Source organism: Pseudomonas sp. AB39(2026), assembly GCF_059831485.1.
Genome location: NZ_CP195212.1, coordinates 4746809 through 4760683, shown reverse-complemented (window position 1 = coordinate 4760683; position 13875 = coordinate 4746809). Strand labels below are relative to the sequence as shown.

The following is a 13875-nucleotide window of genomic DNA, read 5'->3' as shown; positions in this document are numbered from 1 at the left end:
AGAAATAAGTTCCCAAACCCCACTAAAGAATCCAGAATCGGAGCCGATCAAGGATATAACCCGGCGGGGAACACCCCACGAGTTAATCCTTAACGTAGTGGTCCGCCATCGAGGTGTGAAATGGGTAACGTAGTCGTAGCAAAACAACCACAAACGCTGTATGTCACTATTCGTCGCGATGAGCTGCATGATCTCAAGGCCGAACGTGACCAGCTCAAGCGCAAAGTTGCGCAGCTGAGTGTACTGCTGTCCCAGTCCAACCAGGGTGTCCTGGACTTCGCGCCGACTGCACGCGTTGCTGTAGCCTGATCGCCCAGCCCAGCAAAGTGGGGGCACAGCGTATGCTGTGCCCGGTTCGCTCGCTCCGGTCAGTGTTGCGCCAAAAACAGCGATCGTGCTGTTTCCCGGTCAATGGCGCTTCTATAGATCTTGACCACATCGGCGTTAGTCGCCGCCTGCGCCATTTGCGTGCCTAGGCCTACAAAGCGTTGGCTCACTGTTTTCAAATGCGCTGCCAAGTACCCCTCCTCCGCGCTGTCCATGGTGGCGTAGTGAAAATGTGCATACCACAATGGAATGCCATCTTTGGCCTTCACCACATATTCCTGCACAATATCCTTACGTTTACCCTTTCCCTTGAGGGCTGTCCGTTCGCCAATGCGCTCTATGCTGGCTTCGTTCTGCTCGACGAGGTAGCGCACGCGTGCCGCTGTCGGTAGCGCTGTCTTGGTCAGCTGGATGCGTAGCCTGCGCCCTTCATTTTTTAGCTGTGTAGCCATGGTACGCAGTGCCTTAGCCTTGACCTCTGCGCTATGGCCACCTTCAACTGCAAGGTCCGTCTCATTAAGCCGTGTCAATGCATCTTCTATCTGGCCAGCGTGCTCTCGAAGCCCTTGGGCGGTATGGAGCATCAACTCCTCAATCTCCACCGGTATGTGAGTGGCTTTTGCCAGTCGTGGCGCCTGACCCAACTGACGCTGGCCATTTTCGAGCATGCGATCGCCGTCTTCGGCCAGTTGCTCCAGGCGGACCAGGCCTGAGGCCGTAGCGCTGGCAGGGGTACGCGGGACAGGCTGCTCAACCCAGTCGCCTTGGGCAGTGTCTTGCTTGAAACGTGCGATAACCGCGTCCCCCAAGGGAGACACCACCTCAGCAACTTCTTCAGAAGACCCACTGGCTGCAGGTTTCACCCTTGCTACCAGCGCACCGCGATGTCGTGTGCGAATCATGCGCTGCCCGCTCGACGCTCTTACCGAGGAAGATGCGACAGCCGGTGCCGGGGTCGATTGCGCCTGTGCCTTGATCAACTGCCCTAGCCAGGCCTCGGCTTCTTCGCGCAAGGTGCCAATGGAGCTCGATAAAGTATCCATGCCGGTTCCGATATAAGACGGTGGCAAGGTTTGCCGGAGCCATTCAACCGTGTCTTCAGCGGCCTGGTAGGCATGAATTACACCATCGAGCACCTCGCTGGTCGCACCCTCGGCCACTGCGGGATTCAAGGTCAGGCTTTTATGGGTCTGCAGCGCCAGCACAAGCGGCTTCATGGACTCATGCACACTCTGACGCATGGTTTCGTCCCCTATCATAGGCTCTTCCAGCAGGCTCAGCTGGATGTATAGGCTCAGTGTCCGGTATTCGATCATGGTCCGGAACGTAGCCATCTTCGGCATTATTTTGTCCAGGTAGCGCTGCCCCGCCACAGGCACCTTGGCAAGACGTGCCAGCGAATCATCCAAGCGTTTGCGCCAAGTGATGCCTACTTCGGCCAGGTTGATGTACTGATGCAGGAGCCGGAACCAGGCGTGGACTTGCGAAGCGGTCATGTGTCCGTCCCCACGCAGGGCGGGCAAGAGCTCTGAATCAGAGTTGAGCAGATCTGCCAACATATCCCGGTTCAGCGCCAAGCAGCAGCCGCTCAGGTTCGCCTCGGCAGACAAGGCAACACTCAGCTCCTTGGCGTGTTCCGGCAGGGCCAACTCGCTGCCTATGGTTTCATATTCCAAGCGTAGGCGGTGCGTATTGGCATGGGCAGTTTCAATGCGCGCCATCTCCTGCTTGCGTACGGTGCTCGCCGTGGCGAAATCATGTGCCTTGAGCGCAGCATTGACCTGCCGCTCGCCTTCCAGGCCTCTAGCTTGCTCGCTGCGATACACCCGCTCAATTTCAAGCAAGCACGCACGCGCCCGCTCTCGGCGCTGTTGGTTGACCGCCCGCTGCTGTTCAAGCCGCCGTTTGGGCCCGCCGCCCCGCAGTCGCAAACGCAGGTCCAGGCGCCAGCGGCCTGCCTCATCTCGCCTGAGCCTGGGGCCGTTGGCATCACCGGTAGCGGGGTCCAGCACTACAGCTTCGCCGTCCCCCGGGGCTACCTTAAACCATCGCCCTTCTACATAAGCTAGCCACTGACCGGCGTCTTGTACCAACCCCTTGAGCGGGCCCGTGGGGGCGGCCACTGCCTGGGATGCAGGGGCTGTCACCCGCCAGGGTTCAAGCCTGGCTTGCAGGTGAGGCGTAAGCACTGCATGCGGTGTGGCCCAGTGAGTGTCTACAACGCTGGGCAGGGCAGACGGCTGAATGGCATGGGGCTCATGGGGCGTAAGGCTACCAGGCTCCGCGGGTGTATGGAGTCCCGTACGAAAGGCGGCTTCATTGGCCAGGGCCAGCATGACGTCCAGCAGCAACTGCTCCGTGTTCAATGGCTCGCCGGCTTCCCCTGGGGCCGTGGCATTGAATTGCTCGTCCAGCACTCGGCCCAGTTGAATAAGCCATGCAGCGTTAGCGACCGGCCCGCTCAACAGGGGCAGCGTCTGATTAAACAATACCCACCCGATTTCGCGTGCGGACATCCAGAAGCTTTCCCAATCAGAAACGGTTTGCCGGTCCGCAGCTAGAAGCAAAGCCTGCGCAATGCCGTCATAGATAGCATCGACCGCATTGCCGGACGTTGGCACAGAAACGGCCCGGGCAGGTGTGACCCTGGGCGCCGGTGCGAACTCATCACCTTGGCCAAATCGCAACCAACGAGGTGACTGCAGGCCGCCATTACGATAACGAACCTGAGCCGTGTCACTGAGCCAGGCCAGAACGAACCGTTGCAGCGCAGGCTCGGACATCACTGCGCCCATCAACTGCGTCAGGTCCTTGAATTGCCTGAGCGGCTCTCGGCTTAGCGGCGCATATAGCACCAGCGCATCACTGACATGGGGGTCTGCCAACAGGAACATGCCTGCAATCAGGTCCGGTGGTATATCGTCGCCTGCCCGCAAGGCCAACTGAGACAGCGCCGGGCCGGGCAGCGCGCTGCCGGGCAAGAACGCGTCATGGACCAGTGCAAGGCCACGCTCATCAAAACCTTTTTCGTTGCGCAGCTTGAGTTCAAGCGCCATCAGCGGTACTTGCGCTGTGGTCACGGCCTTAAACGTATGCCGGCGCTCCGCTCCCTGCTCCCCGACCAGCAGGCTGTCGTGAATCAGGGTCAGGTAAGTCTTGCCCACGTTGACGGCCTTGACCAGCTCGATGGCTGCGTCATCGTCCAACCAGGCAGGAAGTACAGTGCCGGTACGCGCACTGACGTGCATCCACCCCTTTGGTCGGCCGCCGGTATTGAGCAGGCTCAGGTCAACAAGGCTCATTGAGCTTTCCTTAAGGGCGATATGGCCACCGCCACCTGCAATGGATAACAGGTCGTCGTCCTCACGGGTGAAAATATGAACCACCACGTCATCCACGCTGCTCAAGGGTGCCTCCGGGTGTTCGAGGGCGGCTAGCGCAGCCAAACGCTCACGGGCGTATTCCTGGGGGGTAGGCAGGTCTGCAAGCACCGGCCGTAGGTCCTCTTTGCGCTGGGCAATCAACACCTGCTGCAAGCCAAGCGTGTAACGAAGACGGTCCGTAGCACTGGCGCAGGTCAACCAGGTCGGTAGGTGCTTGTGCAGTACTTCAATGCGCCTCAGGTGCTGGATGCTGTCCAGCACCCACCCTGCCGGGAAAGCGTTCATCACACGGTCCAATGTTCGCCAGTTCGCTTTGAGGGCACGAAGCTGTTCAGCTCGCGCCCGTTGGAGGCCGAGGTGGCGGTCCAGAATGGCACTGGCCCAGGTCTCGTATACATTGCCTTGAAAGCCTTGGGCGGCATTTGGCTGGGAGGGGCTATGCCCCAGAAATGCAATCAGCCCATTGAGCTCATTGAAACGTTTGAAACCTGTGGTCACGTCATACACATACCAGAACGGTACGGCGCCACCAGCACTGATCAGCAGCCGTGGCACGGGTTCAGTGCCCGGCAACACTTGAACGTGTGCGTGGGCGGGCGATGCGTCCTCCGACGCGGTATCAGTATCAAGTGCCGCCAGCAGAGGAGCGCGGTCGTCCTGGGCAAGGTCCTGAATACTGGACGTACGGACCGCCTCGGTAGCTACTTTGCGAAGGTGGCTGGCCAGCCATTGCCACAGGCTTTCACCGCTATCATCCAGCCGGTTCCAATAGCCCACCAAGCGTTCGCAGTAGGTGTCTATCAACAGCGCTCCCGCCAGGTCCAGCGCCTGCGCCACAGATTGCATGTTTGTACGCAGGTGTCGAGGGTATTCAGCACCCACTTGTTGAGTGAGAAAGCTGCTCTGCGCAGACAGATTGATAGGAGCATTTGTGAGATAGCGCTCCATTACCGCCTGCACAACGGGCCAAACACGGTAGCCAGCGAATGTTGGCTCAGCCTGGTTTCGTTCCCAGAGGCTGTCACCGAGGGCCAGGCTGTCTGGAGGCAACGACAGAGGGCCGGAAGCGGCGTCCGGCTGCAGCGCCAGCGTGGAATGAAGAAGCTGCGCCACCACCTCGCCAAAGGTTGGGCATTGGGCGAAACGCTGGCTTATTGGACCAAAGAAATTGTGAGAATGGCTCATGGCGGGGCTCCTGAAAGGTGAGCCCAGTGTTGCGAGTAACGCGGGGATCAGGGCAGTACTGGCGTACTACCTTTTTCCAAAGGTTAGCGGGTGTCTTCTGCCAATTCAGCGTAGGAGGTGGAAGGAATCACTCGTAGTTCCAACGCTGTGTGAATGCGATCTGCCAGGATGGGCCGGCCGTGAAAGGCTCAGCTCAATTGACAGCCCGATGCACCACATCCCGCTCATGGGCCAGCTGATCCAGGTCAAGGCCAATGGCGCCCATTATGCATGTTCAAAGTGCACGGCGGGCCGCTGGCTGTTTGCGAAAACCCTCTATTGCATGCTAAGCCAGCGGCGAGAGACCACTGACCTCAAGTGACAGGCTGAAGGGTCAAAAAATGGCATTTTCCAGGTGAAAAATGCCCCATCCATTGCACTTATACCCCGCCATAGCGGTATCGGCGTATCGCTGCGCTTGGCCTGCAGACAGCACCGGGCTGCGCGCTTTGGCATAGGCCTGTCGGCGGTCGTATACCGCAAAGAAATCCGAAACTTATACAGGCCTGCAAGGGTCAGCTTAATAGTGAATGGCGCGTGCTTTGCAACGCCCTTCACCCACCCCGCAGGAGCGCGTTATACCCCGACGTTTCGGTCGTGGGGCCGGCCTAAAACCGGTTAAGGGGTCGGATTAAAAAAACCATAAGACTGCCAGAATTATTTTTATGCTACGGGAGCAAGTTTAATGATCAGTGCCGCTGTCGAGACTCATGCTGAGCGCTTCAACCCGCCGGTAAGTGAGGCTCCTTCCCTACCAGCCACTCTATCGACCAGCAAGGTGCTGCAACCGGATCACACTGCCAATCCGAACCGCAAGAAAGTGCTGTTTGTGACGTCCGAGATGGCCGACCTGATCAAGGCTGGCGGCTTGGGCGACGTGTCGGCAGCATTGCCCCGCGCCATGAGCCACTTGCACGACGTACGTATTCTTATTCCCGGCTATCCACAAGTGCTGGAAAGTGATAACCCTATTCACATCGTGGGCGAACTCAGCGGTTACGCGGCGCTGCCTCCGTGCAAAGTGGGGCGCATGGACACTGCTGATGGTCTCGTCATCTACGTGCTGATCTGCCCGGAGCTGTACGCGCGCGATGGTAACCCTTATGGCGCGGTGAACGGCCGTGACTGGCCAGACAACCACATCCGCTTTGCGCGCCTTGGACTGGCGGCGGCCGAGATTGCGGCAGGCCACGGGATGGTGCACTGGAAGCCCGACTTGGTGCACGCCCATGACTGGCCAAGCGGCTTGGCACCGGCCTACATGCGCTGGCGCAATGTGAAGGTTCCTACCTTGTTTACCATCCATAACTTGGCCTACCAAGGCGTGGTAAGTGTGGCATGCAGCCCTGAATTAGGCATTCCCGAGCAAGCCGTGCAACAGGATGGCATGGAGTTCTACGGCAAACTATCGTTCCTGAAAGCGGGCATGGCCTATGCCAGCCACATCACCACGGTCAGCGCCACTTACGCTGAAGAAATTACCACTGCCGAGTTCGGGTGCGGCCTGGAAGGCTTCCTGACCAGCAAGGCCAAGCAGGGGCTGCTTAGTGGTATTCCCAATGGCATTGATGAAAGCTGGGACTCGGCTACCGATTCGCACCTGGTGTGCCCGTTCAGCCTGAATGATTGGGAAGGCAAAGAAGTAAACGCCGATCACGTTCGCACTTTGTTTGAACTCGACCCCTCGGACGGTCCTCTGTTTGCGGTGGTGTCTCGCTTGGTCTACCAGAAAGGCTTGGACCTGACCGAAGGTGTGACCGACTTCATCGTGCGCCATGGTGGCCAGATTGCGATCATCGGCCGTGGTGAGCCTGAGGAAGAGCAGGCCATGCGCGACCTCGCCAAACGGTATCCTGGCCAGGTGTCAGCGCGTATTGGTTTCAACGAAACCGACGCGCGCCGCATGTTTGCTGGCAGCGACTTCCTGCTCATGCCCTCTCGCTATGAACCCTGCGGCCTGAGCCAAATGTACGCCCAGCGGTTCGGCTCGCTGCCCGTGGCGCGCAAGACAGGCGGGCTGGCTGACACCATCGAAGACGGCGTTACTGGCTTCCTGTTCGATGAGCCTTCCGTAGAGGCCTATGAAGCTGCGCTGAAACGCGCCTTCTATGCCTTCAGCAAGCCCGACCTGCTTAATGCCATGCGCTGCCGCGCCATGACCCAGCCATTTAACTGGTCGCAGGCTGTGGAACCTTATGCCGAGCTTTATACCAAGCTGGTCAACCGCGCCCATGGGCGTGCTGGGCGAAGAGCCTGATCTAGGAGTACCTTAATGGCTGACCTTCACTCTGTTACCTGGGCCCACGGGGCCACCCGCACGGGTGACGTTACACAATTTGCACTGTGGGCACCTGATGCCAGGCGCGTGGATGTAGTGTTCGACGACGGCGAACAGTTGAACATGCGTGAAGAAGCCGACGGCTGGTTTGTGGCCCAAAGTACGTGCGAGGCTGGCACGGCATATCGATACAAAATCGATAATGACCTGGAAGTACCAGACCCCGCCTCACGGGCGCAGCAAAGCGATGTTCAGTCTGCCAGTGTGGTGGTCGACCACGCCGGGTACCCTTGGCGCCAGGCGCAGTGGCAGGGTAGGCCTTGGCACGAAGCGGTCATTTATGAAGTTCATGTAGGCCTGTTAGGTGGGTTCGAAGGCGTTATCAAGCACCTTCCCCGCCTGGAAGCATTGGGTATCACGGCAATCGAGCTGATGCCTATTGCGGAGTTCCCCGGAGACCGTAACTGGGGCTATGACGGCGTACTCCCTTATGCGCCCGAACACGCCTACGGTACGCCTGATCAGCTAAAGGCTTTGATCGACAAGGCGCACGAGCACGGGCTGATGGTGATCCTGGACGTTGTCTACAACCACTTCGGTCCTGATGGCAATTACCTCAACAGCTACGCCAAAGGCTTTTTCAACGAGGACAAACATACGCCTTGGGGCGCGGCCATTGATTTCAGCAAGCCTCAGGTTCGCGAATTCTTCATCGGCAATGCCCTGATGTGGCTATTCGATTACCGGTTCGATGGCCTGCGCTTCGACGCCGTACATGCCATTGAAAGCCCGGATTTCCTTCAGGACATGGCCAAGCGCATACGTAAGGCCACCCCAGCAGGCCGGCATATTTGGTTGAACCTGGAAAACGAGCACAACGAAGCGCACTTGCTCCAACAAGGCTTCGACGCGCAGTGGAACGACGACGGGCACAATGCCCTTCACGTGCTGCTGACGGGGGAAACCGAAGCCTATTACGAAGATTACGCCCAAGACACCACGGGCAAGCTTGCCCGCTGCCTGGGCGAGGGGTTTGTCTACCAAGGCCATGTGAACCGCCATGGCGAGAAACGTGGCGAACCCAGCGGCCACCTGAACCCGACGTCGTTTGTGCTGTTTCTCCAGAACCATGACCAGATTGGTAACCGCGCATTTGGCGAGCGCCTGTCTCAACTCAGCCCTGAGCCTGCCCTAAGGGCTGCTACTACGCTATTGTTGGCCTCGCCAATGATTCCGCTGATGTTTATGGGCGATGAATGGGGTGCTAGCGAACCCTTCCAATTCTTCACCAGCTTCCATGGGGAACTGGCTGAAGCCGTACGTAATGGCCGCCGATCTGAGTTCAAGGCCTTCAGCGCCTTCCAGGACCCAGAACGCCGCGCCAAGATTCCAGACCCTAACGCCAAGGCCACGTTTGACGCCTCTCGCCCGGCATTTGACCAGTTTGAGCAACACCAACGGGGCCCATGGGTCGAGCTCTACGTTCAGCTGCTGAGTCTGCGTCGCCGTGACCTAATGCCCCGGCTACCCGGTGCTGTGTTCAAAGGCGTTGAGGTGTTGGGTGAAAAAGCCGTATCAGCGCGTTGGAAACTAGGTGATGGCTCGATATGGCAAATCGACCTCAACCTCAATGAACAGCCCGTTGCCGCAACGCTCCCCTTTGAAACCAATGTTCTATTCGACAGCCGTGGGTCGGCGGCTGCCCTTGAAGCTCCAGGCACGTTGCCTGGTTACACGGCCCTTGTTAGCCGGGTTCCCGCCGGTGCACCGGGGGCGTCCCAATGAGCGACCAGGATCTGGAACGGCTTGCCCAGCAGGCAGGCATTGCGGTGGAGTGGAAGGATGCCAATAATCGTCCCCAGCGGGTCAAGCCCGCTGTGCTACGCAATGTGCTCACAGCGCTAGGTTATGCTGCCGGCACAGATGCAGAGGTAACCCAAAGCCTGGAAACGCTCCGTCAGCAAACTACTGACAATCGCTTGCCTCCCCTGCTTACGGCAGACTACGGCAAACCCTTGGCGTTGGCCCCATGGCTGCCGCCTGGCGCCCATTGCCGTGTGTTGCTTGAAGACGGCGGTGAATTGGACGTGCGCTTGGACAGTCAGGGTGCCCTACCCGGTATGTTGCCAGTTGGCTACCAGGAGGTTCGAAGTGGCGACCAGCACTTCACGGTCGCGGTAGCACCCAGCCGGTGCTACAACGTGGCCGACGCCTTGGGTGTAGAGGCTCCGCGGGCGTGGGGCCTAGGGGTTCAGCTCTACTCCCTACGGCGAGCGCACGATGGCGGCTTTGGCGATACCCAGGCATTGGAAGCGTTCGCGCGTGCAGCAGGCGAACGTGGCGCCGACACTGTCGCTATCAGCCCAATGCACGCCATGTTCAGCAGCGACACCACCCGTTATAGCCCCTATTCGCCTTCCAGCCGCTTGTTTTTGAACATGCTGTATGCAGCGCCTGGCGCTGTGCTTGGCGAGCAAGCCTTGCAGGCTGCCATTCAACGGGCAAACCTTGAGACCATCCTGGCCGAATTCGAAAAACTCGAGCTGGTGGACTGGCCAAAGGCCGCCAGCGCCAAATTGCGCCTGTTGCGGGTGTTGTACGAAGACTTCAGCAAGGGGGATCACCCTTTGCAAGAAGACTTTTCCAGCTTCCGCCATGCTGGAGGCGAAGCGCTGGCCGACCATTGCTGCTTTGAAGCACTGCAGGCTGATCGCGCACGGCTAGGCGAATCTCTGGATTGGCGCGAATGGCCTGAAGGGTTGCGCAACCCCCGCTCAAGCGATGTCAGCACCTTTGCCCGTGAGCATGCGGATGAAATCGAGTTTTATGCTTTTGGCCAATGGTTGATTGCTCGAAGCCTTGAGCGGGCGCAAACCGCCGCCAAAGCCGGCGGTATGCGCATTGGTTTGATCGCAGACCTGGCAGTGGGCGCCGACGGTGCCGGTAGCCAGGCATGGAGCCGCCAAGACGAACTGCTGGCTGCAGTCACCGTGGGGGCCCCGCCCGACATCCTCAATAGGTCTGGGCAAAGCTGGGGGATCTCCGCCTTTTCCCCCGATGGTCTGAAGCGCAATGGCTTCCGTGCATTTATCGAAATGCTTAGGGCCAATTTCGCCCATGCGGGGGGCTTACGCATCGACCACGTATTAGGCCTAAACCGCCTATGGGTGATTCCTCAGGGGGAAAAGCCTACCGAAGGCGCGTATTTGCAGTTTCCCTTCGATGACATGCTCCGCCTGCTGGCCCTCGAATCCCACCGCCACTGCGCCATTGTGCTGGGCGAAGACCTGGGCACGGTCCCAGAGGGTTTGCGGGAGAAATTAGCAGCCAAGGACATTCTGGGGATGCGCGTGCTGCTGTTCGAACAAAACGCACCTGGCGATTTCAAGCCGCTGCTGGAGTGGCCAGACAATGCACTCGCTACGACCAGCACCCACGACCTCCCTCCCCTGAAAGGATGGTGGCGTACCAATGAAATCGATTGGGCTCGGCGGCTGGACCTGATTGACGACAAGACTGAACAAGACTGGCGAAAAACGCGAGTAAACGAGAAAGAAGGGTTGCAACGCATCCTCCAGCAAGACCCGCAAAATTTTGTAGACGAAAAACGCGATACAGACCCGGCCGACCAATTAATCGACGCCAGCGTACGGTTTGTAGGGCACACCCGGGCCCCGCTCGTGCTGCTGCCCATTGAGGATGCACTGGGCTTGGTGGAACAGCCGAACCTGCCCGGCACTACAGATGAACATCCTAACTGGCGCCGCCGCATGAACGCAGCTGGCGCTGCCTTGCTGGACCAGCCAGACCCAGCGCGGCGTCTGGAACTGCTTGCCGTAGCCCGCCAACAAGCTCATGAGCGTGACCGATGAAACCATTTACCTCCAGCATTCGGCTTCAGTTCCATAAAGGCTTTACCCTCGACGACGCAGTTCCGCTAGTCCCCTACTTTGAGCGCATGGGCATCAGCCATGTGTATGCCTCGCCTGTACTCAAGGCCCGGGCAGGCTCAATGCATGGCTACGATGTGGTTGACCCTACTCAGATCAACCCTGAACTGGGAGGCGAGCCCGCACTTCGGCGGTTGATCGCAGCGTTGCGCGAACACCAGATGGGGTTTGTACTGGACATTGTGTCCAACCACATGGCGGTAGGCGGCTCAACCAATCCATGGTGGCTGGACCTTCTGGAATGGGGGCGTCGCAGCCCTTACGCCAACTTTTTCGATATACAGTGGAATTCACCTGACCCCCTGCTCGAAGGCCTGCTGCTGATCCCATTCCTGGGAAGCGACTACGGGACAGCGCTGCAACAGGGCGACCTACCCCTGAAGTTCGAGGCTGAAACAGGCAGCTTCTACGTTGAGCACTATGAACACCGCTTCCCCATCAGCCCCCCTGACTACGCCAGCATTCTCAGCATTGCCGTGGACAACCGTCTTGAAGCCTTGGGTGAACGCTTTGGAGAATTGGCCCATGCCAGCGATGCTTATGCTGAGGCCCCGGCGCTGCGGCAAGCACTGGCTGGCGCAGCAGCAGAAGGCTCGGTATTCCGTGCTTTGGAAAACGTACTGAAGCTGTACGATTCGAAAACCCCTGAAGGCTTTGATCGCCTGCATCGCCTACTGGAACGCCAGAGTTACCGGCTGGCCAGTTGGCGCACTGCAGCAGACGATATCAACTGGCGCCGGTTCTTCGATATCAACGAACTGGGTGGGCTGCGTGTTGAGCGCGGCGATGTCTTCGAAGCTACCCATGCCAAGATCTTCCAACTGGTAGCCGAAGGGCTGGTAGACGGTCTGCGCATTGACCATGTGGACGGGCTGGCCAACCCGCGTGCCTATTGCCGCCGCCTGCGCCGCCGTGTTGAACGCCTGATGCCAGCACGGCCTGCGGAGACGCAGCTGGAACATTTCCCAATCTACGTCGAGAAAATCCTGGGCAACGGCGAACAGTTGCACACGGACTGGCAGGTGGATGGCACCACTGGCTATGAGTTCATGAACCAGGTGTCCCTGCTTCAACACGACCCCAAAGGCCAACAGCAGCTAAGTGACCTGTGGGTCCGCCTGAGCGGGCGCACGCCAGACTTTATGGAGGAAGTACGGGCAGGCCGTCGTTTCGTGCTGCATGGCACCTTGGCAGGTGACTTCGCGTCTGTGGCGCAGGCGCTGCTGCGCGTGGCACGTAGCGACCTGATGAGCCGCGACTTTACGCTGGGCAGTATTCGCCGGGCGCTCGAGGCGTTGATTGTTCACTACACGGTTTACCGTACCTACATTACTCCCTGCGGTCGGCCGGCAGAAGACGAACCCTTCTTTGCCAGCGCCGTAGAAGGGGCCCGCGCAGACCTGAGCGAGGGTGAATGGCCGGTACTGGACTTCCTTGTACGTTGGCTGGGTGGCGAACCCTGGCGCAGCCTGCCTTTAGGCCGCAGCCGAGAGGCCCTGAAACAGGCCTGCATCCGGTTCCAGCAGCTCAGCTCGCCCACGGCGGCCAAGGCGATGGAAGATACAGCCTTCTACCGCAGTGCTACCCTACTGTCTCGCAATGATGTGGGCTTCGATCCTGAGGTGTTCAGCGCCCCTGCCCAAGCGTTCCATGAAGCTTGCCAGGCACGCGCTGCGGCATTCCCCCGCAACCTGTTGACCACCGCTACCCATGATCACAAACGCGGCGAAGACACCCGTGCGCGCTTGGCGGTCATCAGTGAGCGGGCAACGTGGTACAGCGCATTGATCACTCACTGGCAAGCCTTGGCCAGCAACCTTCGCGGTGAATATGCAGACGGCCCTGCGCCCTCGGGCGGTGACGAGGCCATGTTGTATCAGGCACTGCTCGGCAGCTGGCCTCTGGACCTGCAGGCTGACGACACGCAAGCCCTTGAAGCTTATGCCGACCGTATGCAGCAATGGCAGCAAAAGGCATTGCGTGAAGCCAAGCTGGTCAGCAGCTGGAGCGCGCCCAATGAAGCTTATGAAAGCGCCTGCCGCTCGTTCCTCCAGGACCTGTTGACCGCTGAACATGCCCTGCCGCTGCGTCAATCCGTTGCGTCAGCTGTAAAGGTGCTTGCACCCGGTGGCGCCTTGAACGGCCTCGTTCAAGCGACACTCAGAGCCACCACACCAGGTATCCCCGATCTCTACCAAGGTACCGATTACTGGGATTTCAGCCTGGTTGACCCGGATAACCGCCGGCCAGTGGACTATGCTGCTCGAAGCGCAGCGCTGAATGCAGAAGTTGAGCCTGCTGCATTGCTGGCCGATTGGCAAAATGGGCACGTGAAGCAAGCGCTTATTGCTGCCTTGCTGCATGCAAGAGCTGCTGAGCCTGCGCTATTCCTGGAGGGAGAATATGTGCCATTGGATGTCACTGGCGAACAGGCCAATCGCATACTCGCGTTCGTGCGCCAGCACCAGGGACGCCACGCCATTGTGATCGTACCGCGCCTGTGCAGCGACTTGCTGGGCGACGGTTTGCTGATTGAAGGTGAAAACTGGGGAGACACGGCTGTGCAGCTTCCCCAACAACTCTCTAAGTTTGAATTTAAGGGACTTTTTTCAACTCAGGCAGTCACATTGGACAAGGACTTGCGGATAAGTACGGCGCTGAAGTCATTCCCCGTCAACCTCTATCTACAAAGTGACTCGTGATCAGGAGCATG

7 protein-coding genes are annotated in these 13875 nt (G+C 59.0%); 6 read left to right on the top strand and 1 reads right to left on the bottom strand.

The genetic code is table 11. The annotated features are described in order from the left end of the window. The first annotated feature begins 120 nt into the window (after positions 1 to 120). Positions 121 to 309 carry a DUF6026 family protein gene (locus ACSAMW_RS21975; RefSeq protein WP_500592074.1) on the top strand — a complete coding sequence of 63 codons (189 nt, stop codon included), beginning with the start codon at positions 121 to 123 and terminating at the stop codon, positions 307 to 309. A 59-nt stretch (positions 310 to 368) separates the two neighbouring features. On the opposite strand, the gene ACSAMW_RS21970 is transcribed toward ACSAMW_RS21975, so the two are convergent. Continuing rightward, positions 369 to 4895, bottom strand: a complete 4527-nt coding sequence (locus tag ACSAMW_RS21970; RefSeq protein WP_500592073.1) for a dermonecrotic toxin domain-containing protein — start codon at positions 4893 to 4895, stop codon at positions 369 to 371. A gap of 208 nt (positions 4896 to 5103) precedes the next feature. On the opposite strand from ACSAMW_RS21970, the gene ACSAMW_RS21965 reads away from it, so the two are divergent. The 5 genes from ACSAMW_RS21965 (at position 5104) to ACSAMW_RS21945 (ending at position 13864) form a co-directional block, all read left to right on the top strand. Further along, positions 5104 to 5256 (top strand): hypothetical protein, encoded by a 153-nt coding sequence (locus tag ACSAMW_RS21965; RefSeq protein ID WP_500592072.1) that lies wholly within the window; start codon positions 5104 to 5106, stop codon positions 5254 to 5256. Between the two features lie 363 nt (positions 5257 to 5619). Then, complete coding sequence (gene glgA / locus ACSAMW_RS21960; protein ID WP_500592071.1) at positions 5620 to 7191, top strand: glycogen synthase GlgA; 1572 nt, start codon at positions 5620 to 5622, stop codon at positions 7189 to 7191. Positions 7192 to 7206: 15 nt separating this feature from the next. After that, positions 7207 to 8997, top strand: a complete 1791-nt coding sequence (gene treZ, locus ACSAMW_RS21955; RefSeq protein WP_500592070.1) for a malto-oligosyltrehalose trehalohydrolase — start codon at positions 7207 to 7209, stop codon at positions 8995 to 8997. Beyond that, positions 8994 to 11084 carry a 4-alpha-glucanotransferase gene (gene malQ / locus ACSAMW_RS21950; protein ID WP_500592069.1) on the top strand — a complete coding sequence of 697 codons (2091 nt, stop codon included), beginning with the start codon at positions 8994 to 8996 and terminating at the stop codon, positions 11082 to 11084. The genes treZ and malQ overlap by 4 nt, the downstream gene beginning before the upstream one ends. Next, positions 11081 to 13864 (top strand): malto-oligosyltrehalose synthase, encoded by a 2784-nt coding sequence (locus ACSAMW_RS21945; RefSeq protein WP_500592068.1) that lies wholly within the window; start codon positions 11081 to 11083, stop codon positions 13862 to 13864. Before malQ ends, ACSAMW_RS21945 begins: the two co-directional genes overlap by 4 nt. Positions 13865 to 13875 lie beyond the last annotated feature (11 nt).